This window comes from Buttiauxella sp. JUb87 (genome assembly GCF_004361975.1).
GTDB classification, from domain to species: domain Bacteria; phylum Pseudomonadota; class Gammaproteobacteria; order Enterobacterales; family Enterobacteriaceae; genus Buttiauxella; species Buttiauxella ferragutiae.
The window spans coordinates 50,555-75,613 of sequence record NZ_SNVY01000005.1 but is presented as its reverse complement, the minus strand read 5'-3'; the positions used below and the strand labels follow the sequence as shown (position 1 = coordinate 75,613).

The window sequence follows — 25,059 nt, the reverse complement described above, 5'->3', positions numbered from 1 at the left end:
CCTGACTCTCCAGAGAGGGATAAAATTTTGTCGCGGATAATATCACAATTAGTGTTAAGCGCATGTTTGCGGCTCACTCAGCCACGTTTGCCAGCTTTTTAGTACCTGCTCGCGTTCTTGAGTGAAAGTATCCATTGCCACATTCCCGGGCAGTTCCTGCAATGCCAGGTGATGGAGTTCATCGCGCAACGTGACATAAGCATGCGTCAGCGCTTTCGCTTCGTCATCACTCATGATGTCGTTTTGCGCCATTAATTCCAGAATGCGCACATTGTCTGACCAACGTGTCAGTTTTGGGGCCTGCGCCGCATAACGTAAAACCAGGTATTGAGTGATAAATTCGATATCGGTGATACCACCTTCATCAGCTTTAATATCAAAGCGTTCGATATTTTTCCCACCCAAATGCGCACGCATTTTTTCACGCATTTCTCGTACTTCAGTTTGTAGTTTTTCGCTTTCACGCCCAAGGCACAAAATATTGCGGCGGATGGCATCAAACTCCCGCTGCAACTGCGGGTCACCATACACAATACGCGCGCGAACCAGAGCCTGATGCTCCCAGGTCCAGGCTTCATTTTGCTGATAATCAGCAAAGGCTTCGGCAGTCGTTACCAGCATGCCAGCCGCACCAGACGGGCGTAAACGCGCATCCACTTCATACAAAATGCCTGATGACGTCCGGGTGCTGAACAAGTGCATCACACGCTGTGCGAGGCGCAAATAGAACTGGCGGCCATCGATTTCACGCTCACCATCCGTCATCACATCCGACGGGCAGTCATGCAGGAATACCAGGTCCAAATCAGAGCTATAACCCAGTTCCCAGCCACCTAGTTTGCCGTAGCCGACGACCGCGAAACCACGCCCTTCACGGTTCTGTAAGTGTTTTGGCCGGCCGTATCGCAAGACCATTTGCGCCCAGGCCTGCTGAACAACCGCGTCAATCATCGCTTCAGCAAGCCAGGTCAGATGGTCACTGACTTTCATCACCGGCAATGTACCGGTAATGTCAGCCGCCGCCACACGTAACAGCTGAGCCTGCTTAAACTGACGCAATGCTTCCAGTTGCTGCTCTTCATCGTCTTCAGGCACGCGCAGTAAATACTGGCGTAGCTCGTCACGATAAGCGTCCGTCGCGGTCGGTTGATAAAGCGTGTTCGGGTCGAGTAGTTCATCGAGCAGCAACGGATAACGCGCTAATTGGCTGGCAATCATCGGTGATGCCGCACACAACGTGATCAAATGCTTCAGTGCTCCAGGATATTCCGTCAGCAGCTCAAGATAGGTGGTACGCGTGACAATGCCGAGCAGCAGCGGCGTCAGGCGTGATAATGGCAGTGGCGCGTCGTGGCGCGAACAAGCTTCACACAGCAAACGCGGCATGAGCTGATCCAGCACCTGGCGGCCACGCGGGCCAATGGTGCGCTTATCAGTGTCCTGGCGGAAATCACTCACCAGACGTAACACTTCGCTACGCGCTTCCGGCGTTAAATGCTCCAGCACTGGCGTATTGGCATCAGCATCCAGCGCATCCTGCCACAGTTCGCGCCACGCTTCGGCGAGCTTATCTTCACCGGGTTCCGGTTCATCGTCGCCAATCAATTCGTTAAATACTTGCCGCACGGCATTCATATGCTGTTGCAGGGTTTCTTGCAGGGAATCCCAATTCTGCGCGTTCATGCCCCACGCCAAGCGAGCCTGATTTAAATCATCACCAGGCAAGGTTTGAGTCTGCTCGTCATTGATGCTCTGCAACAGATTTTCGAGGCGACGCAGATATAAATAGGCCGCATTCAATTTAACCGCATCAGATTCGGGCAGCAGATGTAATTGCTGGATAACTTCAAGGGTCGGCAATAATGAACGGGACTGTAAAGCAGGCTCACGGCCACCGCGAATCAGCTGGAAGACCTGGACGATAAACTCGGTTTCGCGAATGCCACCCGCGCCAAGTTTAATGTTATCGGTCAGCCCACGGCGTCGCACTTCGCGGGCAATCATCCCTTTCATATTGCGCAGCGACTGAATGACGCTGAAATCAATGTAGCGACGGAAAACAAAAGGCCGCAGCATGTTGCGCAGCTCCTGGCTCCAGACGTCGTCGTTATCGCCCATAATTCGGGCTTTAACCATCGCGTAGCGTTCCCAGTCGCGGCCTTGCTCCTGGTAATAATCTTCCAGTGCGGCATAGCTCACCACCAACGGGCCACTGTCGCCAAACGGACGCAGGCGCATGTCAACACGGTAAACAAAGCCGTCTTGTGTTGGCTGGTCGAGGACTTTAATCAGCCGCTGACCCAGGCGAGTAAAGAACTGTGCGTTATCGAGTTCCCGCCGTCCGCCCTGTGTCGAGCCGTTTTCTGGCCAGGCAAAAATCAGGTCGATATCGGAGGAAAAATTAAGTTCCCCCCCACCCAGTTTACCCATGCCGAGAATCATCAGCGGCTGTGCGACTCCAGCCTGATTACAGGGTATGCCCCACTCGCGGCAGCACGCGGCATACAACCAGTCACGAGCGGCAATAATTAACGTTTCGGCCAATACACTCAATTGCTGGAGAGAGCTTTCGGTAGGGACTTGTTGCAGTGTTTGCGCCCAGGCAATTCTCACCATGATACGGCGGCGGAACTGGCGCAGGGCGGTCATTAACGCGGGTTCGCTATCGACACCGTGTAACTCTTGCTGCAACCAGGCGGCATAGTGCTGCCATTCGTCGGCCAGCGGAGGTGATTGCTCAAGCTCCGCTATCCATGCGGGATAAGCCGCCATGCTGTCACAAACAAAATCACTAAACGCCAACACAGCTTGAGCCTCCTGGCTTAGCGTCTGGCGGTCAATATCCTGTGGCAGACGCGCCAGCGCCGCCTGCATATGCTGCTGTAAAAGTGGCGCTTGCGACATCATGGGTGTGTCCCTTACAAACGATATGCTCTAAATAATGGGTAAAGTTACTTCCCGCTATGCAACCAGAAAGGAGCCTGCGAGATCGCTTCATTACGGTAATGTTCAATTTCGACTTGTTGGCGAGTCACAATGGCATGACGCAACCCTTGCCAATTATCCAGCCACGGTTGCGTTTTCGCATCGTCATAAACGCCTGCCAGCAGGCGAATGGAGCCAGTTTCACGTGCCAGACGCGGCAACTGATCAGCATAGCTATCGCCCAATGGACGCTGGAAAGTTTCTTTCAGTTCTGCGGCATGACGCGAAAGATGGGTATCCGCAAAGCGCTTAAACGAACCGGCCAGTTTGACATTGGCTTTGTCGTCGCTAAATTTCTGCCACTGACGCCCAACCAGCCATTCAGTTAGCGCCAGTTTGGCCTGGCTGCTTTGTTCGCTGAATGCCAGTTCAGTTGCTTTCAGTTCTTGTGGAAGCATCGCTTCGTAGGTTGCCAGCAATTCACGCAGTTCTGTACTTGCTTTGCGTGGAACGATGCCGCCGAACAGCGCCAGTGCGTGTCGCACAAGGCCAACCGCCTCCAGCACCTGAGCTTTCGCTTTGCCGTTGCCACGCAACCACAGTTCTTCGTGGTATTGCCAGTGGGAAAGCGCCAGCTCCAGAGATCCTTCCAGACCTTGCTCTACTGTTGCTTTCGGTGGCACTCGCAATACGGTTAACGGCTTAATTTCGCGGTCCACATTTCCCTGTGCCAGATGGTATCCACGCGCGGCTTTGCTCAAGCTACCCTGCCGTATACCCGGTTGTGCAACCAGTTGTTTAGCAAAAGCCAGCACATCCGCCGTTTCGCCTTCCAGCAGCTCAAGCTCCAGCTCACATAAAGGTTCAACCTGTTCGCCCGCTTTCACTTCACCTAAATCCAGCGCCAGTTCGATACGGCTGTTACCGTGCGTAACGACCCATTTTTCACGGGCAAAATCAGTGCTGAATAAAGGATTAAGCTGTGACTGAATTTCGTCAGGGGAAATACCTTCCGGCCAGACTTCTGCCGGCAACAGCGCAAGTGCCAGTTCCGGTGATGTCAGCTCAACGTTGTATTCCGGGCGTTGATGCAGCCCGCCAATGACACGTCCCGCGATTTTCATCGTCATTTCATAGTGGCCGTTATCGCCACGGATACGCAGCCCCATATCATGACGGCGCAGTTGGTTATCGGCAGTTTCATAGTAGATATTGAGCAACTGGCGAGGTTCGCTGTGCTGGCTTTCCAGCGAATTTAAAGTGTTACGAATGGAATCCAGTTCAGCTGGATTAACAATAAATTTGAGCTCGATTTCTTGGGTCATCGTCTTTTTACTTTTATTTGGGTCACATCGGGTTTACACCCGGCGAACTTAATCTTTAACTGGTGGTCAGTAGATAATATTTTTCACCAAATTACCATGAGTGGCGCGTATTTCGACGGGCCACTAATCGCGAGTAAGTGGTCAAATTAACACCAGGATGATTCTCATTCAGGTTTACGGATTGCACCGTCAGACTGATGCCACTACTATCGTTCCACTATTTATGACAATAACGACGAAATCATGCACAAATTCCGCCTAATTTGCCTTACTTTGCTTTCTCTTAGCGTTTCCGTTGTGGCTCATGCCGAAGAAAAACGTTACGTATCGGACGAACTAAATACCTGGGTACGTAGTGGCCCTGGGGACAATTATCGCTTACTTGGCACCGTCAATGCCGGGGAAGAAGTGACTCTGTTGCAGAGCAATGAAGAAAGCAAATACGGTCAGGTGCGCGATAGCAATGGCCGTACATCCTGGATTCCTCTGGCGCAACTGAGCACCACGCCAAGCCTGCGTATTCGAGTGCCAGACCTGGAAAACCAGGTTAAAACGCTGACGGACAAGTTGACTAATATCGACACCACCTGGAATCAGCGTACTGCTGATATGCAGCAGAAAGTCGCGCAGAGCGACAGCGTTATCAGCGGTCTAAAAGATGAAAATCAAGAACTTAAAAACCAATTGATCGTCGCGAAGAAAAAAGTTGAAGCCGCGAATGTTCAATTGGACGACAAGCAACGCGCCATCATCATGCAATGGTTTATGTACGGCGGCGGTGTTGCAGGTTTCGGCTTGCTGCTTGGCCTGTTACTGCCACACATGATTCCAAGCCGGAAGAAGAAAGATCGCTGGATGAACTGATCGCCATCCCTGTATCCTACACTTAGGTATTATCGTAATTGGTTAACAGATGCAGGGGCATTGAAGCGTGAAGATTTATCTGGTCGGTGGTGCAGTACGCGATGGGTTGTTGAGATTACCGGTCAAAGATAAAGATTGGGTGGTTGTGGGGGCAACTCCACAAGAAATGCTCGATGCGGGTTATCAGCAGGTGGGCAAAGATTTCCCGGTGTTTCTGCATCCCCAATCGCGTGAAGAGTACGCATTAGCGCGCACCGAGCGAAAATCAGGCCAGGGTTACACAGGTTTTACCTGCTACGCCGCGCCTGATGTCACGCTTGAGCAAGATTTACTGCGCCGTGATCTCACCATCAACGCCATTGCACAGGACGAACACGGCGAGTTTATCGACCCATATAACGGGCGTGCCGATATCGAAAAACGCCTGCTGCGCCATGTCTCTCCCGCTTTTAATGAAGACCCACTACGTGTTTTACGCGTCGCGCGTTTTGCTGCACGTTACGCTCACCTAAATTTCCAGATTGCTCCTGAAACCATGGCATTGATGTCGTCGATGGCCGCCAATGGCGAGCTTGAGCATCTGACACCGGAACGCGTCTGGAAAGAAACAGAAAATGCGCTCACCACCCGCAATCCACAAGTGTATTTCGATGTACTGCGCAAATGCGGCGCACTGAAAATTCTGTTTCCAGAAATTGATGCGCTGTTTGGTGTCCCTGCGCCAGAAAAATGGCACCCGGAAATCGACACTGGCATTCACGTTTTGATGACGCTGGCGATTGCCGCGCAACTCAGCCCTGAAGTCGACGTACGCTTTGCCACCTTATGCCACGATCTGGGGAAAGGGCTGACGCCAAAAGAGTTCTGGCCGCGTCATCACGGGCATGGCCCGGCGGGGGTAAAACTCGTCGAACGAATGTGCCAGCGAATGCGTGTGCCTAATGAAATTCGCGACCTTGCCAAACTGGTCGCTGAATACCACGACCTGATTCACACCTTCGCTATTTTACAGCCAAAAACCATCATCAAGTTATTCGATGCCATTGATGCCTGGCGCAAACCGCAGCGCATTGAGCAAGTCGCTTTAACCAGCGAAGCTGATGCCCGCGGGCGCACAGGTTTTGAAGCCAATGACTATCCTCAGGGCAGATTGCTGCGTGCGGCCTGGGTTGCAGCACAAAGCGTCACCAACAAAGAGGTCATTGATGCTGGTTTTAGCGGCCCGGCGATCCGCGATGAGTTAACGCGTCGCCGTATTGCCGCTATTCAGGCATGGAAAATGACACTCTAGCGCTAACAGCTTTGAGCCTCGGTGTTCGCCAGGCGTAGCGTCAGATGATCAAAAGCCGTGAGCCTGTCCTTGTTAATCGGTTCTCCCAGTGCGTTACACAACAATGACTTCCAGCTTTGCGGAATGTCTATCGGTTGCGCAGCGGGATTACAGAACCGTAGCAGGGTTTTACCATACAACACGTCTGTTCCGCTCCACACCAGCCCTTGAGGAATCTCATCAATCAGGCTCCAGACGGTGACCGGCTTTTGGGTTATTTCCATATCGAAATTATCCAGCCGGTGAAGGTGCTTCTCTTCCTCCTGCCACTGCCAGAGCAAAGCATTGAAACTGTACTTTTGCTGGCTGATAACCACCGCAGCGGCACTTCTTTTCCCAAGGCTAAGCGCAAATTCGAAATGTAGCCAACCGGTCAAATTCGCCTCCGGTGCCGCAAGCACATGCCCGGAAGCGCGCCCTGGCCGATATAGCAGATCGTCTTTCCCCACAAAACCCGCCCCTCTGAACAACGTCAATCGCAGATCTGACCCGCTATATTCGTACTCTTTCAGACCACGGGCATACACGTGGTAATCCTCGTGGGCGCTGAGCCAGTGCATAAAAGGCTCCGTATCCACTGGCATTTCTGTATAGCCTGAAGCTGAGGTGATGTTCTGGTTATGCCGCTCAATCCAGCCGAACGGCATGTCGGCTTTCACGGAAGTGATCGCCTTACCGGTGTTAATCAGTACCTGCATACGATGCTCGCGCACCTGATTATCAACCGCCAGCGCAAAGCGTATTACGTCGTCTTCCAGTGTCACAACCAGCTCAATGGCGACTGGCCGCTGCTGCGAAACTCTCTCTGTTCGCTGCGAATTGATCGCTTCGGGCAGTTGCAATGTGGCAGATAACCGCAGCTCCTGCTTGCGTTCGCACTGACTGGCACCGAGCCATTCAAACTGGTCAAACAGCCTTTCTTCATCTCCAGCAAGCGGAGAGAAATCATATAAATCGCCATCGTTCGCGATATCCGCCAGCCGTATTAACCGCTCAATGGTGTCGCCGCTGAATTTATCAAGCAGGTCAAGATTTCCGTCCCGCCAGGTGAGTTTGTAGCGACTGTTTTCAATAGCGCTCTGAGTTAGCGGCCGCATAGGGATCATTGAATCTGCCGTGGCGCTCTCCAGCCTGAACTGAGCCATACCCATTGGCGGGACGGCAACATCAGGAATATCAATGTGATTGAGATAATAAAACTCGTCGCTCAAGGTTTCGACTTCACCATCTGGCGTTAACAGCACATGACGTGGGCGATTGATCTTCTGCTGATCCAGCAAGACAAACGGTACGCTGGCACCTTCGTTGTCGAGAATGGAAAATGCGGGGCTGGCCGAGATTAACACCTGGTCGCGGCTGTAAATGCGCGGGCTACTGGTACCATTGGTGAGTAAAAAACGGTAGGTATTCTGGCGATCATGATTTTGCAACAGCAAGCGCGCGCACAAATTATAAAGTGCTTCACCAATCTGCTGCGCTTGGCGGCAACGATGCACAACATCACGATTGGTTTCGTCACTATTACACCCACCCGCACTATCATGGGCGTGAGATTCCAGAAGCAGCCGCCACGCTTTTTCGAGCATCTCATCCGGCACGCGAAAACCATTCGCCCGCGCCAGGGCAATCATCGGTTCGACAAGGGTGATTAAACAGGCCTCAGCCTCATAGTTCGCCTTTTTAATGTCATAACGCGAAGAACCGATACTTTTGTGTACCCGAGCCATACGCGGGCTGCGAAACTCCCCCTGGTATACCGTCAATGAATCAGGCTCAATGGCGGCCATAAAAGCCTCGTAGTTACTGACCCGCCAGTCATCCTCCGAGTGACAACCCACCTGCGCCACCAGCTTTTCAAAATCCTTGTCGCAGCTCACCTGATCGCCACCGATCGGGCAAAGCAGATGTTCGCTATCGCTTAGCTGTTTCATGCGTTCCAGCAGCGGGAAGGTTTCAACATGAAAATGGTTAATATCAAAATTGCGGTATCGCGCCCCACGTTCAGGATGCCCCAGCATGTAACCGTAAGGCATCACGACCGTTTTAACTTGCTCGCCATTGGCGGCCTGCCACATCAACTCTGGCGGCCCCATCAAATCGCGGTCATAACCTCTGCGGATCAAAATATTATTCAGACCAAATGCGCTAGCGAGCTGTGGAATTTGAGCATGCGCGCCAAAAGTGTCAGGCAAATAAAGGACATCCATGCAGTAGCCAGCTTGCTTTGCATGGTAGATACCAATCCGCAAGTTGCGGAACATTGACTCGGTGCTAATAGCAAACAAATCCGGCTGGGTGTACCACGGCCCGACCAGCAAACGCTTGGCTGCCACCAGTTTCCTGACCCGTGCGGTCATCTCCGGTTTGATCTGCAAATAATCAACCAGCAAGGAGCTTTGTGCATCAAGATGGTAGTCAAAGTGCTCGTTCCCCTCTAACGCCTCCACCAGTTCGGTAAATGCTTTTACTGCCAGCACCTGGGTATCGATGGTAGTGAAATACCATTCGCGATCCCAGTGGGTATGCGACACAGCATGAATAACGCGACGATCCTTCTTTTTCATTGGATATTCCTTTTATCTAAGCCAGACAGGGTTGGTAATTAAACGAGCATGACCCTCGCGATTAATACGCAGGAAAACAAAATCTTCCGCCTCACAATCCCCGGACCAGCAGAGATTTCCGTTGTCACTTTCCAGCGTTGTGATGCCCCTGCTGCTATAGATCAGAATTTCGTTCGCAGGCTCGGTCTTAAGTTTCACCACCAGTTGCCGCCCGGAAGTGGACTCGCCAATCCCTGCCCCGCTGACACTAAACTCTTCGAGCACCGTGTCATCGCACTGAAACCATGCTCGGCCAGCCTGTAATGCACTGAGAATGGCTTCACGTTCGCAACATTCGGCCCGCACCCAGGTATGTGCAAGCGCCAGACCTTTTTCACGGTGGAAATCACTTCCGGCTACCGCAACACAAAATTTCCCGTCACAAAGCTGTTGATACCAGAACTGAAAGGCCTGTTCATTTTGCGTACAGCTATCCCATTCACCGTTCCAAATTTCCAGCCAGTCAAACTCTTTGATTTCACTCAGCCACGGGCAATGCTGGCAAAAAGGATGATTGATACCAATGCGCGCACCGTTTTGACGCGCTTCGTGGATGCGCGCAAAGACAGCGGATTCACTGTCGCAGGGGATGAAATTCTGAACCGGGCGATCGCAACCTACCAGGTTGACATGCCCGCGAGTGGTCGTCAGTTCCATTCCCGGTATCAGGCAAAGCTCACTGTTGATGGCGCTAATTTCTCGGTTTTGAGAGCACGTATTGTGATCGGTAAAAAACAGGTAGTGATAGCCATACGCCTGCGCTCGCTCAACCAGTTCCCCGACACTCAATTTCCCGTCGCTGTGCAGGGAATGAATGTGTGTATCGCCTTTAAACCAGCGCCAGTGTTTCTTGTGAAAAGTGATATCAACATGAATATCGCAGGTATTGGTTACGTGATGCAGGCCAAGCAGGATGTGCCAGTTTCCTGGCGCAATGGCTCTTCGTTGATAACCCGGTGTTGCATAGCATTCGCTAAGTCGCACAGCATCTCTTGCCCCCCCACTCCAGCCATGCACCGTTCCATTCGCCATCATTCCCAGATCAACTGTGTTCCCGGGGCTATAGCGATAGCGAACTTCCAGTCGTTCGATTCCTTCCGGCACACAAAAGGAAATTTGCTGGATCTGCTGCTGATCTTTTGGATATACGGTCAGATGTAACGGCAAGAGTTCGATATATTCTGTGTCGGTGGGTTTCTGAATCGTCATGATATTTTTCCCTTAACAATCCAATAATTCTTTACAATCGCCAGCAATCATTACCACCTCAGCGCCATAAATAATCTGGTAGCCCTTATCACCCACGCGGACGACGCCTTTTGCCTGTAATTTTTTCTTCCAGTAATTATCAGCGGCCACTTTTTCGGGATCTTTGACTTCGACCCGTAAGCGAGAAATACAGTTATCAAAAGCAACAATATTTTCCGCACCGCCAAAGGCTTCAATGATTTGATGGGCTAGCATGTCGCCCTGCGTACTTTGTTGCTTATTTTTATAGTCGGCCTTGGTATACAATTTTATTTCTTCTGCTGTATTTTCTTCATCGTCAGGCTCACGACCTGGTGTCATGACATTAAATTTCAAAATGAGAAACCTGAATAGCACGTAATAAATACAAAAGAACAGGGGTATCAGCCAGAGATAGCCCCAACAATTAAGTTTTGAAGGCTGTAGCAGCACCGGTAAAATATCTTTAATACTTCCACCATAAATGGAAACACCTGCCATCTCAGTCAGCACAAAGGCAAGTCCAGTTAATGGCACATGCACCAGGTAAAACAACCACGGTGCGACAAATAAAAAGGTATATTCAATCGGTTCCGTCACGCCAAAAAGAACCATGGCCGTTAATACCGGAATCAGTAAACCCGCCACCGCTTTTTTATGTTTATATTTAGCACACTGATAGATAGCTAAACCTGCGCCGGGTAAAGCACCAAAATGAATCACGGAACGACCAGACTGAAAACCTCTCACTAATAGTTCAGTTGTTTCCTCGCAAGCGAGTTGAGCCATATAAATATTCGTGGTCCCGCTAACCAACTTGCCGCAGATCTCCATTGACCCGCCCAATTCGGTTAAGCGAATCGGCGTGGTGACCAGATGATGTAAACCAATTGGCAGTAACGATTTATCGACCACCGCCCAAAGGAATGTCCCGAACAACCCGGAATTCCAGATCAATTTGCTGAACTGGGCAAGCACACCGCCTATCGGAGGCCAGATAAAGTAAAAAACAATGCCCAACATTGAACCGGTTAACAGCGCCACAATAGGCACGGTGCGTGTTCCGGCAAAAAAAGACAGCACGATGGGCAGCTTCACGTTATAAAGACGGTTATGCAAATAAGAGGTGACTAACCCGATAAGCAGGCCACCAAAAATACTCATTCGATAGGTAAACATGCCAAGCTCGTTGGTATATATCGAAGCCTTTTGGACTGCACTCACCTGCTCAAAGCCTACTTGTTGAAAATAACTCGCACTGGTCGTCTGTGGGGATAAACCGTTTAAACCGAGGATGGTGCTTATGACATAGTGCATCGCCATAAACCCAACCACACCGGAAAACGCGGCCCAGCCCTTCTCTTTTTTGGCCAAACCAAAAGAGACACCACAGGCAAAAAAAAGCGGTAAATTAGTGAAAACCACATCGCCCATCGCTTTCATAATTGTGAAACCAATAAATGGCAAAGACCCCTCATAAATAAAGGAGGACAGATGTAGCGCTGCTATCACCTCTTTATTTGTAAAAGCGCTACCAAAACCCATTAACATAGAACCAATCGTGATAATAGAAATAGGGACTAACATAGCCTGCCCGACCATTTGCATCTGCTGCTTCATTGAAGATCCCTCTTATTCATATATATCAGACAGATTCGCTGCGGCACCTACACTGACTGCACCCAATCAGTTGAATCATGACGGATATAAATAATGCATTGTGTTAAAAAGAAAAAAGACAGGAGTCACAGATTAATTAACCCTGTCATAGTGAAGTTATCTTTGCTCTCATTTAGATTTAGAAACAAACAATATCCATTACTTCCTGTTACATCCATAAAATAAAACCACTCAATTAATAAATCCAGGGTAATTACAGTAACCACCCTAGCAAGATTTATTATTTCCTTATGTTATCTACTCTACAAAAAACAGAGATAAATAATCCCATTACACTTCAAAATACATTCATGAAACAAATAGTCTAATGGGACAGGCTCATTTCGCTATAGTCCGTTAAAGTGCCAGTTCAATAGCTAAAAGTTCGGTGATCGCGGCAGCATTCGACAACGTGTGAAGCGGTTCGCGGAATTCGCTGTGCATCAATTTGCGAGCCAGGCGCGAGAAAATCTTCATGTGATTATCTTGTTCCTGTTCGCTCACTGTCAGCATAATGACCAGCTTCACATCAACATCTTCGCCCCAATTCAATGGCGCATTTAACCGCAAAAGCGAAATACTGCTGTGCAATACATGCGCTGATTTGCAATGTGGAATCGCCACTGAAAATCCGAGTGCGGTAGAAAACACGGCTTCGCGATCCCAGATAGCCCTTTCCACTAGTGCTCCGGAAACGACACGCTGCTGCACTTCAAGGTTATCAGTCAGTAATTTGATGGCTTCTTCTTTGCTGGACACACTTTTATCCAGCAACACCAACTCCGCCGCCAGCACCGTTTTTTGCGACTGTGCTCGCATGAATTGCTCAACAAGTTCCAGCACTTGTTCGCCGCTCTCACTGGCAATCGCTGTTTCAAGGAGTTGTTGGCATTGCGCAATATCCAGCGAAGTTAGCGCTTCCTTACACGGCGTGATAGCTCCCACCGCCATGCTTAACTGCGTTAATCCCATTCCAATCAGCAGCGGCAACATTTGCTTATCTGCGGCCATTTCGCCACACAAGCTAATCGCCAGCCCGGCGGCCTGCGCACGTTGCGTAATATCACGCATAAGTGCCAAAAACGTCGGGTTGCGATAATCGTAAAGGTGACGCACCTGTGGATTACCGCGATCGCACGCCAGGAAGTACTGTGTAAGGTCATTGCTACCAATAGAGACAAAATCGAGGTATTTCGCGGCTTTTTCCAGTAAATAAAGCGTAGATGGCACCTCAACCATAATACCGAGATGCCATTCACCGACGGAGATATCTTCTTGCTGCAAGGTGTGCGCGACGTGCTGGAACTGGCTGTGTAACCACTGAATTTCCTGAAGCGTGGCCACCATCGGTACCATAATATTTAGCGGGCCAACCGCGCTCGATCTGAGTAAAGCTCGCGCTTGTGTGGTGAATATTTCATGAAATTGCGGATACATGCGCACTGCGCGATAGCCGAGGAATGGGTTCTCTTCTTTGGGTAAATCGAGAAAATCACAAGGTTTATCGCCGCCGATATCCAGTGTACGAATGGTGATTTTTTTGCCTTTCGCCGCACGCAACACTTCGCTATACGCCTGATATTGTTCTTCTTCATCAGGTGGCAGACTGCGTTCACAGAAGAGCATTTCGGTGCGGAACAAGCCGACGCCATCCGCGCCTTTGCTAAACACCTCCTGCGCTTCAACAGCCAGGGCAATATTCGCCAGCACGCTCACCGATGTGCCATCCACCGTCGTAACTTGTTGCCCGCACAGCGATGCACTGCGTGCCGTAATCGCCTGCTGCTTTTCGGTTTCCAGCCGATACCAGCTTTCCATTGCGGCATTGGGATTGGCCACCAGCACACCATGGCGGCTGTCGAGAATCATCATGCTGGCGCTACGCACGAGTGCCTCAGATTGCGTCACTCCGCACAACAACGGCACACCAAATGACCGCGCCAGAATCACGGTGTGGGACGTTTCACCGCCATCGCCCATCACTATGCCTTGCAGATGTGGGTTGCGCAGCCGCAGGAACTGCCCTGGCGTCAGTACGCCGCTACATATCACGATGCTGTCTTCGGTGAGCGTCAGTTGAATTTCAAGTGGCCGCCCCAGCACATTTGCGGCAATGCTCTGGCAAAGATCGCGAATGTCGATCACCCTTTCACGCAAATATTGGCTGCTGCTTTTCAGCAAAGACTCGCTCAGTGTTTGCACCGTCAATGCGATGGCCTGCAACGCATTGCGCGCCGAGGTATGTGACAGCAAGCAGGATTTAAATGCTGGATCGCTCAGCAATTTAAGCTGTGCGGCTAACACCTGCGCAGCACCGCTATCCGACTCGGCTAACATATTCTTCGTTAAAACCCAGGCATCAGACAGTTGCTGATGCTGATGTACGAGGTCAGCGGCAGGTTCATGGCGCGACAATTCATGGAGATCGACGCAATTAATATGCACCGGCACACCGCGTCCGATTCCCTTACTCACTCCGTTACCACGCACATAGTCCGCGCCCGCATGTTCTATAAATACCGGCAACGGCTGTGAGTGGGTTTCCAGTGAGAAAGCCAGCGGCTCATCGCAATCGGCAAACTCATCACGCATAAAAGCCTGCAACACCTCAAAGGCTGCCTGTTGATCGCCACCTTCAATCAGAAACTGGCACGAGTCGCCGTTAGTAATATCGGCACCAATCATGCCCAGTACGCTTTTCGCATCGGCCTGGGTCTTTTTGCTGAAGTTGATAAGCGTAATCGACGCCGAAAAAGGTTGTGTGCGCTGTTCTATTTCGCTTGCCGGGCGAGCATGGATGCCGTTAGGCAAAGTACAAATAAAGTTGAGGGTTAACATGTGTTTCCCGCCCTAAAATGTGATGACAAAAGTCGCCGGCGCGCACGTTGGCACCGTGTCTGGCTGAGCTTCCAGTGCGGTTTCCGCAAGCGTTGCTGGCATGATTTCGCCGTGGGTTTCAGGCACGCCACGCTGCAGCGGTTGAGCTGAGGGATTCCAGCCACGCACCACCAGCGCATCGCGATGCTGAGCTTTTTTCAGCACGCTGAAATGCAGTTCGGTATCCCAACTTAAGACGCTGAAATGAGGCGGGAAAGTGCGGCCATGAGGATTAGTGCGAAAACGCGACCAGCCAGTAGCCAGCCACGCATGAAGGTTGCCGCGCGCGCGTTCAACGTTGCGCCAGAATGCGTTATCCGCACCGTGATTCATCGCCAGTACACTGAGTTTGAAGTAGTGCATGCCCTGTATTTGCGAATCAGGCGAAGGCAAAACCATACCGGACGCCCGCCCTGGACGGTAAGGCATATTGGCCTGCCCGAGCCAACCGACGCTGCGCAGCAAAGTCACCGCGATAACATCTTGTCTGTTTTGCGGAATTTGATATTCACGCAACCCTTCGGTCACAGCGCACAATCCCCGCTGCGCGTCATACATCATCACCTGGCTTTGCATCGGGTAGAGCGCCACCGGCGCTTCGGTCCATTGCTCGTCCTGCCAGACCGCCATTTCCGACGGCAAGTTTTGGCGTTCAATCAAGCCAAACGGCTGATCGGCAAAATGAATATGACTTTGAGCCGCAGTCGGCAGTAGCACTTGCAAGCGGTGGTCGCGCACCGTGTTATTGACGCTAATTGCCACATCCAGCCAGGCGTTGCTGTCGGCAAGCGTGATAGTCATGGTGATATCGAGTGCGGCATCCGCACGCTGTTCACGGCGAGCCGCCAGATCCTGCGGCACCGCTATTTTCCAGCTTAGCGTCAGCGCACTTTGCAGCGCCCCTTGTGTGCCGCTGATTGACGCCAGGAAGCCATTACTGTTGATTAGCCAGTCATCAAACGGCGGCGAATAGTTGTAGTTATCGCCTGCATCGCCGCCATCAACCAGTTGCAGAATATTGTGATAGCTCTGCTGACTGTGCTTGTCGGTTAACGTCAAAATGCCTAGCTCGTCAACTTCCAGCCGCAGCCAGGCGTTTTCCAGTTTGTTTATCGATTTAGCCTGCTGCTCAAAGCCTGCGTTAATACCCTCTTGCAGATACAACGTTTGATAGCCACAGGCAGGAATATTGGCGACCTCCAGCAACAAACAACATTTTCGATACCAGGTAGTTTCGGTGCTGTTTGATAACTCCTGAACGATAATCGACATATCCTGGCGGCCTTCTTCGACAATCTGCCAGCGACACTCTTTGCCTTCGCTGTCGACCACGCGGAAATCTTGTTCCGGTGTGAATATTGTCAGCTCGAGCAGCCCGGCACTCATTTGCGGGTGCGCATTGAAGATGATGATTTTCTTGCCATCTTGCTGCGCTGTAATCCCTTCAGCCAGCATCTTCATATTCAGGTCAATCAACTGGTTCGCCATTTCCAGACCCGATTCAAGGCGATTTTTGACCATCGCGTTAACCCGATCTGAATTGCAGCCACCGATGCTGTCGTGGGCGTGGGATTTCATCGCTTCACGCCAGATATTATCGACGGCATGTTGCGGATACGGCAGGCCCAGTCGCCAGTTGACTGCCAGCAACGGCTCCAGATGCTGGCTCAGCGTCCGTTCCAGGCGGGCGTTAAGTTGCTTGATGTCGATGCGGGTCGAGAAAATACCGCGATGAATACGCATATATTTCGGGCTGAGAAGTTCGCCCTGATAAACCGGCAGAGTCACGTTGGTGCTTTCCAGCGCCTGGAAAAACTGGCTGAAACTACTGCGCACAAAGCGGTAGTCATCCTGCTGTGGGTTAAGCTGCTGGAGCATTGCCGGAACACGATATTCAAACGGCGACTGGTCGTTACCGTTGGGCAGCAAAACGTGGTCGGTGAGGGAGAAACGCGTCTGTTTTTCCAGTATCGGTTCCAGCGTTTTTTGGGCCGTTTGGGGATTGTCAGGCAGCCATTTGGCGCAACCATAGCCCCACGGCAACACGGCGGTGGTGACTTTGCTGCCATCGGCGGCCTGCCAGCTAAATTCGCTATGCGCGACATTGTGTTCGCTCCAGCCGCGCCAGATAACGGCGTAGTCGATCGCAAATTGCTGCAAAAACATCGGCAGTTGTGCACTTTGCCCAAAAGAATCAGGCACATAACCGATTGGCATTGTGCCACCGAAACACTGGCAGTCGGCGTGGCCGAGCAATAAGTTTCGGGTTATTGATTCCGCACCAACCACCAGAAAATCGCTCTGTGTATACCACGGGCCAATCACAATACGCCCCTGCTCTATTAACTGTCGTAACCGGGTTTCCTGATGAGGCGCAACACTCAAGTAATCTTCTATAACCACCGTTTGCCCATCGAGAACAAATGGCCCTAAGGTTTTATCTTCTTCCAGACGCTGAAAAAGATCGTCCATAAAATAATAAAGTACCGCTTTTGAATCGTTCTCAGTGAAATACCACTCGCGATCCCAATGGGTATGCTGTACCAGATGAACAATTTTCATATTTCAACCTCATCATGACAATGACTGCATATTTAATCCAGCTGCCATGACTTTATTTTAAATACAGGAAACCCTGAGACTGATGAGTCTCATTGATATTTATTACTGCGCTATCAGCAAACCATTAAATAAAAAGCTAACGGCTCACTTTAAATTTAGGTGCAGCTGCTTTTTCTACTTTATTGCCCGAAGGTGTCGACTGACTGAACACCAGCAGCGAACCCATTGCGACAATTGCTGAACCTACGGCAATAGACAGGATGTAAACCGGCCAGCCATCAACGGCTAACCAACCGTAAAATCCGGAAATTGGCGCATGGTTTACCGCCCCTAAACCAACCGCCATCGCCGCCCCTGTCGCTGTACCGACCACGTTGATAATGATGATCTTTGGATTGGCTAAGGCGAAAGGGATCGCCCCTTCTGAAACACCAATCAAGCCCATTAACGTTGAGGCTTTGCCCGCTTCTTGCAGAGATTCTGGGAAGCGATGCTTCCAGATAAGAGTTGCGACGCCAAGGCCAATCGGCGGGATAATTATCGCCACTTGTGCCGCGGTGTTGGGGTCGTAAATCCCCGAGGCCAGCAGTGCCATTGCGGTGGTAACTGCGGCTTTATTGACCGGGCCGCCAAGGTCAAAGCCCACCATGCCACCGACCACTGCGGCCAGAATAATTTTGTTAGTGCCGGACATCGCCAGCAGCCACGCTTCCATACCGCGATTGAGTGCCGCCAGTGGCGTGCCAATCACAAACGCCATAATGATGCAGGTCAGCAGCGTGCCGCCAACGGGGAGAATGAAAATCGGCCCAGCAGAGGCCAGCGAGCGTGGCAGTTTTATTTTTGCGGTCAGCATGCGGACCACATAACCGGCGACAAAACCCGCCGCTAGCGCACCAAGAAAGCCGGTGCCGAGGTTGCTGGCTAACAGGCCGCCGACCATACCTGGTGCAATCCCCGGTTTATTGGCAATCGCAAAGCTGATGTAACCTGCCACAATCGGCAGCATTAATGACAACGCCAGGCCGCCAAAACCATCGAACTTATGCAGCATCTGCACCACCAGGCTTGCGGCCTGTTCGTGGCTAGCATCCCAAATGTTATCAATGCCATACATCGATGCACCGATACGGGCAATACCCATAATGACGGCACCGGCAATGACAAACGGCAGCATGTATGACACACCGGTCATAATGGCGTTTTTCACCTCCGTCCCGGTAGAGGATTTCACCCCGCCACCCTGAAATTTAGCCATTATTGATCTCCTGCTCAATGGCATCAAAGACGGCGTCACCAAACTTAATCGGGTCTGCCACGCTGCATTCCAGCTTTAGCATGCCATCGAAGCGCTCTTTGTTGTTAATGGCCACATCAGCGGCGATGATTACACCATCGGCACGAGCCAGATCCTCCGCGGTAATTTCATTTTCCGACCCCATACTGCCCTGGGTTTCGACTTTAATTTCGTGCCCACGGCTTTTGCCAGTGATTTCCAGAGCTTCGGCGGCCATGAAGGTATGAGCAACGCCAGTCGGACATGCAGCTACACAAACGATGTACATAGTGATTCCTCTCTCAGATGGGCGGGTACAGACAATAAAAAAAGCACAATGGCGATAAGGCGCATTGTGCTTTTTAAGCAGTAAAACAGTCTGTTATGTGAATCTGAATTCGCATCGGACTCGCCACTCAAACGGTGGCACACCAGCAACTGGTGCGCACTGCGAGTGGTGTAGCTAAATGCCAGTTCATGGCGAAGTTGCGCCACTAGTTGGGCCTGAATAGTGGTATTTACAGTGTTGGAAACGAGTGGGGTTTGTGGGCGTTTGGATAAGGTAAACAGGCTCTCGCCAGCACAATCCCACAAGCGTGACCAGCCGCCAGAAAACTCATCTTCGTTATTTTCCTGCGGGTATTCTTCGGCAACACTAAGTGATTGAACGGAGTTGAAACAGCAAAGTCCACTCAGCAATGACCTCACGCTGCTGAATTTCCCCAGCAGGCAGTAAAAGCAGTAACTGATTAATCGGTGGACTATGACGTACATATTTCCTCCAGTCTTGAGCGCATGATAATAGTCATTAACCTGTGGAGTAAATGTGATTGCTCGCACAATTCCCGTTATTCTAATCAACCAAATATTTGGAATAAAAAAGCCACTTAATTAAAGTGGCTTTTGTTATTAGTGGTTAATATTAGAAGAATACGAAATAAACCACTGCTGCGACCGCAAATCGATAAATTGCGAACGGAATGAACGAAATACGTTTAATCAGTTGCAGGAACGTTTTAATGGCAATCAACGCAACTATAAATGCTGTCATAAAACCAACGGCAAACATTGGCAAATCAGCCATGGTTAAGAAACCGATGCTCTTATAAACATCCAGCACGGTCGCACCCATCATCATTGGCACCGCCAGCAGGAACGAGAACTCAGAGGCTGCATAACGGCTGATGCCCATTAACATACCACCTGAAATCGTGGCGCCTGAGCGCGAGAAGCCCGGCCACAGCGCCAAGCATTGGAAACAACCAATCGCAAAAGCCTGACGATAAGTAATGTCATCCACACCTTCGGCACGCGGAACCTTCGGTTTGAACATCTCAGCGGCAATCAGTAGCACACCACCAACCACTAGCGCATACATGACGTTTACCGGGTTAAATAGCGACTTGATCATGTCATGGAAAACCAGCCCCAACGCTACTGCAGGCACCATGCCCAGCAGAATGTGAATCAGCGTTAAACGCCCGGTTCCGGTACCTTCGTGAGGTTGGCGACCAAAGTGGATACCGATAAGCCCAAACAGACGGCGCCAGAACATCACCACAACCGCCAGAATCGAACCTAACTGGATAACGACTTCAAACGTTTTCGCCGTGTCACCTTCAAATCCCAGAAGGTGACCAACAATAATCATATGACCGGTGGATGAGACGGGTAAAAACTCCGTTAACCCTTCGACAACCCCAAGAATTGCAGCAATAACTAACGAGTGCAGATCGCTCATTAAAAATCCTCTAACCCCAAAACACACAGAAAAAAAGCGGCGTCTGCCGCGAAAAGATGACAGTTTTGACTAAGCTACGCCTGTTTGGTTTAGCCAATATGAACCTAATGACTTAATTTAAGATTAATGCCACGTTCGATAACTACACCAACATTGGCGGCCTGCGCAACCGCACCTGGTTTACTGACTTTTAAACGTACCCACGGCGAGTTAAAGCGAGTGAGTAGCAGTTGTGCAACCTCTTCAGCCACGCGTTCAACCAATGCAAAACGGCCACCCGAAACATGGCTGATGACTGCATCGCTGACATCGGCATAGCTTAAACAATCTTTTACGTCGTCACTGCTGGCAGCCTGGCGGTTATCCCATGCCATTTCGATATCGAAGACCAGTTTCTGTGAGATCGTTTGTTCCCAGTCGTAAACACCAATTGTGGTGATTACAGTGAGTTGCTCTATAAATACAATATCCATCACGCCCTGCCCGGTTTTTAGTCACGCCAGATACCACTTCCGGCGAAATATGCGTATTATCCACAGATGCAGAGAATACAACGACACTTTCAAAATGGAACAGCGTTATGAGTGCAATCGCGCCAGTCATGATCCTGCTTGCGTATCTTTGCGGCTCAATTTCTAGCGCCATCCTGGTTTGCCGAGTTGCCGGTCTTCCTGATCCACGACAAAACGGTTCTGGCAATCCTGGAGCAACCAATGTCTTACGCATTGGCGGCAAAGGCGCTGCCGTAGCGGTACTGATTTTTGATGTTCTTAAAGGAATGCTACCCGTCTGGGCGGCTTACGCACTAGGCGTGACACCGTTCTGGCTGGGGCTTATCGCTATCGCAGCCTGTATCGGGCATATCTGGCCTGTATTCTTCAATTTCCACGGCGGTAAAGGCGTTGCGACGGCTTTTGGTGCTATCGCTCCCATCGGCTGGGATTTAACCGGCGTAATGGCGGGAACCTGGCTGTTGAGCGTATTACTGAGCGGTTATTCGTCTTTAGGGGCGATTATCAGCGCTCTGATTGCGCCGTTCTATGTCTGGTGGTTCAAACCGCAATTTACCTTCCCGGTTGCCATGCTGTCGTGCCTGATTTTGATGCGCCACCACGACAACATTCAACGTTTATGGCGTGGGCAGGAAGCCAAAATCTGGAAGAAACTGCGCAGAAATAAAGACAAAAAAAAGGAGTGAATTCTCACTCCCTTCTAATGATTCTGGTGAACCTTTACGCAGCAGGTAACTCAGCCAGCGGCCAACGAGGGCGCACAGTCACGCTCAATTCACCCGCAGTTCCGGCTTTCAAACGAATCATACCAGCATAAGCAATCATTGCGCCGTTATCAGTACAAAATTCTGGGCGCGCGTAGAACACTTCCCCACGGCGTTTTGCCATCATTTCTTCCATACGCGTACGCAGAGTACGGTTTGCACTGACGCCACCAGCCATTACCAGGCGTTTAAAGCCAGTATGATCCAACGCACGTTTACACTTAATCGCCAGCGTATCGACAACCGCATCTTCAAATGCGCGAGCGATATCTGCACGGGTTTGTGGATCGGCTTCATTGGCGCGAATAGTGTTCGCCGCGAACGTTTTCAGGCCGGAGAAGCTGAAATCAAGACCTGGGCGGTCAGTCATCGGGCGTGGGAAAGTAAAGCGCCCCGCAGTGCCTTGTGATGCCATTTTTGACAGCATTGGGCCGCCAGGATAATCCAGCCCCAATAGTTTGGCAGTCTTATCAAAGGCTTCACCGGCAGCATCATCAATAGACTCACCTAAAAGCTCATATTGCCCAATTCCCGTCACGCTAATCAATTGTGTATGACCGCCGGAAACCAGCAGGGCGACAAACGGGAACTCAGGTGGATTTTCTTCCAGCATCGGCGCTAATAAATGCCCTTCCATATGATGAACCGGCACAGCAGGAACATCCCAGGCAAACGCCAGCGAGCGACCAATTGTTGCGCCGACTAACAACGCACCGACCAAACCAGGCCCTGCGGTATAGGCGACACCGTCAATATCTTTTGCGGTTAATCCTGCTTCTTTTAATGCTGCCTGAATCAATGGCACTGTTTTGCGAACATGGTCGCGGGAAGCAAGCTCCGGCACCACGCCGCCATAGTCAGCGTGCAGTTTCACCTGACTATACAATTGATTAGCTAATAACCCTTTTTCATCGTCATAAATGGCGATGCCGGTTTCATCACAGGAAGTCTCTATACCCAGTACTCGCATGGCGGTCTCTACCTCAAAGTCTTGGCGCGAAGTTTAAGCTCATGGGGGCTTATTGTAAAACAATGCTCACCTATTGGCCGACGGTGGTGTATAATCCGCACCCCTGGAAGATTCCGGCCTTAAAAGCCAGGTTTCTGGTTGTCCGGTGCTTTACAAAGCAGCAGTAGTTGCAGTAAAATTCCGCACCATTTTGAAATAGCTGACGCCTAAGTCAGCGGCAAACCGAATTTATCAAAGGTGAGAGTTAATGCCGGTAATTAAAGTACGTGAAAACGAGCCATTCGACGTAGCACTGCGTCGCTTCAAGCGTTCTTGTGAGAAAGCAGGTGTTCTGGCGGAAGTTCGTCGTCGTGAGTTCTATGAAAAACCGACTACCGAACGTAAACGCGCTAAAGCTTCTGCTGTGAAACGTCACGCGAAGAAACTGGCTCGCGAAAACGCACGCCGCACTCGTCTGTACTAATTTTCTGGAGGCTCAATCCTCCAAAACAGACTAGTAGTAGTTGTAAAGGCCGTGCTTCCGAAAGGAATGCGCGGCTTATTTTCGTTCATGAACTGACATACTTCCTGCTCTTTCATGTCGCGGTTTTATCGCAATATTGAAAGAAAGCGAGTACCAAACGGGGCCTATGGCTGGACGAATTCCACGTGTATTCATCAATGACTTGCTGGCTCGCACCGACATCATCGATCTGATTGATGCCCGTGTTAAGCTCAAAAAGCAGGGCAAGAACTATCATGCGTGCTGTCCGTTCCATAACGAAAAAACCCCCTCTTTCACCGTAAACGGTGAAAAACAGTTTTACCATTGCTTCGGCTGTGGGGCACATGGCAACGCCATCGATTTTTTAATGAACTATGACAAGCTTGAGTTTGTCGAAAGCGTTGAAGAACTGTCGGCAATGCACAATCTTGAAGTGCCTTACGAAGCAGGTAGCGGACCGAGCCAGATTGAGCGTCATCAACGGCAAAGTCTTTATCAATTAATGGATGGCTTAAACGCCTTTTATCAACAATCCCTGGCTCAACAATCGGCTGAACCTGCTCGTCAGTATCTGGCACAGCGCGGTTTAAGCTCCGAAGTTATTCAACATTTCGCCATCGGCTACGCCCCTCCCGGTTGGGATAACGTTTTAAAACGTTTTGGTGGTAATACCGAAAACCGTCAAGCACTGACGGATGCGGGTATGTTGGTCACTAACGATCAGGGACGTAGTTACGACCGCTTCCGCGAAAGGGTAATGTTCCCCATCCGCGACAAGCGAGGCCGGGTAATTGGTTTTGGTGGCCGAGTGCTGGGCGATGCCCTGCCGAAGTACCTGAACTCCCCGGAAACCGATATTTTCCATAAAGGCCGCCAGTTGTATGGCCTGTATGAAGCTCAACAGAGCCAGCCCGAACCCGCACGTTTGTTAGTTGTGGAAGGCTACATGGATGTGGTGGCGTTGGCGCAATACGGTATTTCTTACGCCGTTGCCTCACTGGGCACCTCAACCACTGCCGACCATATCCAGTTGCTGTTCCGGGTGACTGATACCGTTGTCTGTTGTTATGACGGGGATCGCGCAGGGCGAGATGCCGCATGGCGTGCTCTGGAAACTGCACTACCTTATATGACGGACGGCCGTCAGTTGCGCTTTATGTTCCTGCCTGACGGTGAAGACCCCGACACGCTGGTGCGCAAAGAAGGCAAAGAAGCATTTGAAGCGCGCATGGAACATGCTCAGCCGCTTTCTACGTTTCTTTTTAACAGCCTGATGCCGCAGGTCGATTTGAGCTCACCGGATGGCCGAGCGCGACTGAGTACTCTTGCATTACCCCTGATTAGTCAGGTACCTGGTGAAACTTTGCGCATTTATCTGCGCCAGGAGCTGGGTAACAAACTGGGCATTCTGGACGATAGCCAGCTTGAAAAATTGATGCCAAAGCTTGCGGAAAACAGCACGCCGCGCCCAGCCCCACAGCTAAAACGCACAACCATGCGTATACTGATAGGACTGCTGGTGCAGAATCCAGAGCTGGCACCGAATGTGCCACCACTAAACGGTCTGGAGCAGGCTAAGTTGCCAGGGCTGACACTGTTTATCAATTTGGTGAACACCTGTCTGGCACAACCGGGTTTAACCACCGGGCAGCTTTTAGAGCTATATCGCGGTACAGAAGAAGCCGCCACCCTTGAAAAACTCTCTTCATGGGACGATATAGCAGATAAGGACATTGCAGAAAAAACATTCAACGACGCACTCGAACACATGTTTGATTCAGTGCTGGAATTGAGGTTTGAAGAATTGATGGCACGTTCCAGAACTACAGGGCTAACGCCTGCGGAGCGTGAGGAAGTCCGTGTGATAACAGAATCACGCGCGAAAAAGTAATTATTATCGGCTTAACTGCCGAACATTGATCGGGTCAAACCCGAACGCC

The 25,059-nt window shown here is 50.7% G+C and carries 18 protein-coding genes; 5 read left to right on the top strand and 13 right to left on the bottom strand.

The features are described 5' to 3' along the window. Window positions 1–54: 54 nt before the first annotated feature. The gene (glnE, locus tag EC843_RS17480; RefSeq protein ID WP_133522764.1) at window positions 55–2,904 is read right to left on the bottom strand and encodes a bifunctional [glutamate--ammonia ligase]-adenylyl-L-tyrosine phosphorylase/[glutamate--ammonia-ligase] adenylyltransferase; all 2,850 of its coding nucleotides are present in this window, start codon (window positions 2,902–2,904) and stop codon (window positions 55–57) included. A gap of 47 nt (window positions 2,905–2,951) precedes the next feature. After that, entirely contained in the window at window positions 2,952–4,250 is a 1,299-nt protein-coding gene (locus EC843_RS17475; protein WP_064540120.1) for an inorganic triphosphatase, read from the bottom strand. A gap of 243 nt (window positions 4,251–4,493) precedes the next feature. On the opposite strand from EC843_RS17475, the gene EC843_RS17470 reads away from it, so the two are divergent. Both EC843_RS17470 and EC843_RS17465 read left to right on the top strand, forming a co-directional pair. Further along, window positions 4,494–5,114, top strand: a complete 621-nt coding sequence (locus EC843_RS17470; protein WP_064540122.1) for a TIGR04211 family SH3 domain-containing protein — start codon at window positions 4,494–4,496, stop codon at window positions 5,112–5,114. Window positions 5,115–5,181: 67 nt separating this feature from the next. Next, window positions 5,182–6,405, top strand: a complete 1,224-nt coding sequence (locus EC843_RS17465) for a multifunctional CCA addition/repair protein (RefSeq protein WP_121814340.1) — start codon at window positions 5,182–5,184, stop codon at window positions 6,403–6,405. A 2-nt stretch (window positions 6,406–6,407) separates the two neighbouring features. On the opposite strand, the gene EC843_RS17460 is transcribed toward EC843_RS17465, so the two are convergent. The 10 genes from EC843_RS17460 to folB form a co-directional block, all read right to left on the bottom strand. Beyond that, window positions 6,408–9,008 (bottom strand): glycoside hydrolase family 38 C-terminal domain-containing protein, encoded by a 2,601-nt coding sequence (locus EC843_RS17460; RefSeq protein WP_133522727.1) that lies wholly within the window; start codon window positions 9,006–9,008, stop codon window positions 6,408–6,410. 12 nt (window positions 9,009–9,020) lie between these two features. Next, window positions 9,021–10,256 (bottom strand): CehA/McbA family metallohydrolase, encoded by a 1,236-nt coding sequence (locus EC843_RS17455; RefSeq protein ID WP_133522726.1) that lies wholly within the window; start codon window positions 10,254–10,256, stop codon window positions 9,021–9,023. A 12-nt stretch (window positions 10,257–10,268) separates the two neighbouring features. Beyond that, entirely contained in the window at window positions 10,269–11,894 is a 1,626-nt protein-coding gene (locus EC843_RS17450; protein WP_133522725.1) for a PTS transporter subunit EIIC, read from the bottom strand. A 396-nt stretch (window positions 11,895–12,290) separates the two neighbouring features. Beyond that, on the bottom strand, window positions 12,291–14,771 hold the full coding sequence (gene ptsP, locus EC843_RS17445) for a phosphoenolpyruvate--protein phosphotransferase (RefSeq protein WP_133522724.1): 2,481 nt from the start codon (window positions 14,769–14,771) through the stop codon (window positions 12,291–12,293). A gap of 12 nt (window positions 14,772–14,783) precedes the next feature. Continuing rightward, entirely contained in the window at window positions 14,784–17,372 is a 2,589-nt protein-coding gene (locus tag EC843_RS17440; protein WP_133522723.1) for a glycoside hydrolase family 38 C-terminal domain-containing protein, read from the bottom strand. A gap of 136 nt (window positions 17,373–17,508) precedes the next feature. Next, on the bottom strand, window positions 17,509–18,630 hold the full coding sequence (locus EC843_RS17435) for a PTS fructose transporter subunit IIC (protein ID WP_064540138.1): 1,122 nt from the start codon (window positions 18,628–18,630) through the stop codon (window positions 17,509–17,511). Beyond that, window positions 18,623–18,937, bottom strand: a complete 315-nt coding sequence (locus EC843_RS17430; RefSeq protein ID WP_064540140.1) for a PTS fructose transporter subunit IIB — start codon at window positions 18,935–18,937, stop codon at window positions 18,623–18,625. The genes EC843_RS17435 and EC843_RS17430 overlap by 8 nt, the downstream gene beginning before the upstream one ends. After that, window positions 18,919–19,422: a hypothetical protein gene (locus EC843_RS17425; RefSeq protein WP_064540142.1), complete on the bottom strand. Its 504-nt coding sequence runs from the start codon at window positions 19,420–19,422 to the stop codon at window positions 18,919–18,921. The genes EC843_RS17430 and EC843_RS17425 overlap by 19 nt, the downstream gene beginning before the upstream one ends. Before the next feature lie 148 nt (window positions 19,423–19,570). Then, window positions 19,571–20,389, bottom strand: a complete 819-nt coding sequence (bacA, locus tag EC843_RS17420; protein WP_064540145.1) for an undecaprenyl-diphosphate phosphatase — start codon at window positions 20,387–20,389, stop codon at window positions 19,571–19,573. Between the two features lie 104 nt (window positions 20,390–20,493). After that, window positions 20,494–20,862, bottom strand: a complete 369-nt coding sequence (folB, locus tag EC843_RS17415; protein ID WP_064540147.1) for a bifunctional dihydroneopterin aldolase/7,8-dihydroneopterin epimerase — start codon at window positions 20,860–20,862, stop codon at window positions 20,494–20,496. Window positions 20,863–20,969: 107 nt separating this feature from the next. Here folB and plsY point away from each other — a divergent pair, with 107 nt between their 5' ends. Next, complete coding sequence (plsY, locus tag EC843_RS17410) at window positions 20,970–21,587, top strand: glycerol-3-phosphate 1-O-acyltransferase PlsY (protein WP_064540149.1); 618 nt, start codon at window positions 20,970–20,972, stop codon at window positions 21,585–21,587. A gap of 34 nt (window positions 21,588–21,621) precedes the next feature. Here the strand turns inward: plsY and tsaD are convergent, their stop codons facing one another. Continuing rightward, window positions 21,622–22,635 (bottom strand): tRNA (adenosine(37)-N6)-threonylcarbamoyltransferase complex transferase subunit TsaD, encoded by a 1,014-nt coding sequence (gene tsaD / locus EC843_RS17405; protein ID WP_133522722.1) that lies wholly within the window; start codon window positions 22,633–22,635, stop codon window positions 21,622–21,624. Window positions 22,636–22,882: 247 nt separating this feature from the next. Between tsaD and rpsU the strand changes: the two genes are divergently transcribed. Together rpsU and dnaG are read left to right on the top strand one after the other, a co-directional pair. Continuing rightward, the gene (gene rpsU / locus EC843_RS17400; protein ID WP_001144069.1) at window positions 22,883–23,098 is read left to right on the top strand and encodes a 30S ribosomal protein S21; all 216 of its coding nucleotides are present in this window, start codon (window positions 22,883–22,885) and stop codon (window positions 23,096–23,098) included. 166 nt (window positions 23,099–23,264) lie between these two features. Beyond that, window positions 23,265–25,010 carry a DNA primase gene (gene dnaG / locus EC843_RS17395; RefSeq protein ID WP_064540153.1) on the top strand — a complete coding sequence of 582 codons (1,746 nt, stop codon included), beginning with the start codon at window positions 23,265–23,267 and terminating at the stop codon, window positions 25,008–25,010. Window positions 25,011–25,059: the final 49 nt, after the last annotated feature.

What these genes read in the sequence shown, in the direction of transcription:
- EC843_RS17440 (WP_133522723.1), bottom strand. Translation starts at nt 17,372, where the DNA reads ATGAAAATTGTTCATCTGGTACAGCATACCCATTGGGATCGCGAGTGG.
- EC843_RS17435 (WP_064540138.1), bottom strand. Translation starts at nt 18,630, where the DNA reads ATGGCTAAATTTCAGGGTGGCGGGGTGAAATCCTCTACCGGGACGGAG.
- tsaD (WP_133522722.1), bottom strand. Translation starts at nt 22,635, where the DNA reads ATGCGAGTACTGGGTATAGAGACTTCCTGTGATGAAACCGGCATCGCC.
- EC843_RS17460 (WP_133522727.1), bottom strand. Translation starts at nt 9,008, where the DNA reads ATGAAAAAGAAGGATCGTCGCGTTATTCATGCTGTGTCGCATACCCAC.
- EC843_RS17425 (WP_064540142.1), bottom strand. Translation starts at nt 19,422, where the DNA reads ATGTACGTCATAGTCCACCGATTAATCAGTTACTGCTTTTACTGCCTG.
- ptsP (WP_133522724.1), bottom strand. Translation starts at nt 14,771, where the DNA reads ATGTTAACCCTCAACTTTATTTGTACTTTGCCTAACGGCATCCATGCT.
- glnE (WP_133522764.1), bottom strand. Translation starts at nt 2,904, where the DNA reads ATGTCGCAAGCGCCACTTTTACAGCAGCATATGCAGGCGGCGCTGGCG.
- EC843_RS17475 (WP_064540120.1), bottom strand. Translation starts at nt 4,250, where the DNA reads ATGACCCAAGAAATCGAGCTCAAATTTATTGTTAATCCAGCTGAACTG.
- plsY (WP_064540149.1), top strand. Translation starts at nt 20,970, where the DNA reads ATGAGTGCAATCGCGCCAGTCATGATCCTGCTTGCGTATCTTTGCGGC.
- folB (WP_064540147.1), bottom strand. Translation starts at nt 20,862, where the DNA reads ATGGATATTGTATTTATAGAGCAACTCACTGTAATCACCACAATTGGT.
- EC843_RS17470 (WP_064540122.1), top strand. Translation starts at nt 4,494, where the DNA reads ATGCACAAATTCCGCCTAATTTGCCTTACTTTGCTTTCTCTTAGCGTT.
- EC843_RS17455 (WP_133522726.1), bottom strand. Translation starts at nt 10,256, where the DNA reads ATGACGATTCAGAAACCCACCGACACAGAATATATCGAACTCTTGCCG.
- rpsU (WP_001144069.1), top strand. Translation starts at nt 22,883, where the DNA reads ATGCCGGTAATTAAAGTACGTGAAAACGAGCCATTCGACGTAGCACTG.
- dnaG (WP_064540153.1), top strand. Translation starts at nt 23,265, where the DNA reads ATGGCTGGACGAATTCCACGTGTATTCATCAATGACTTGCTGGCTCGC.
- EC843_RS17450 (WP_133522725.1), bottom strand. Translation starts at nt 11,894, where the DNA reads ATGAAGCAGCAGATGCAAATGGTCGGGCAGGCTATGTTAGTCCCTATT.
- EC843_RS17430 (WP_064540140.1), bottom strand. Translation starts at nt 18,937, where the DNA reads ATGTACATCGTTTGTGTAGCTGCATGTCCGACTGGCGTTGCTCATACC.
- bacA (WP_064540145.1), bottom strand. Translation starts at nt 20,389, where the DNA reads ATGAGCGATCTGCACTCGTTAGTTATTGCTGCAATTCTTGGGGTTGTC.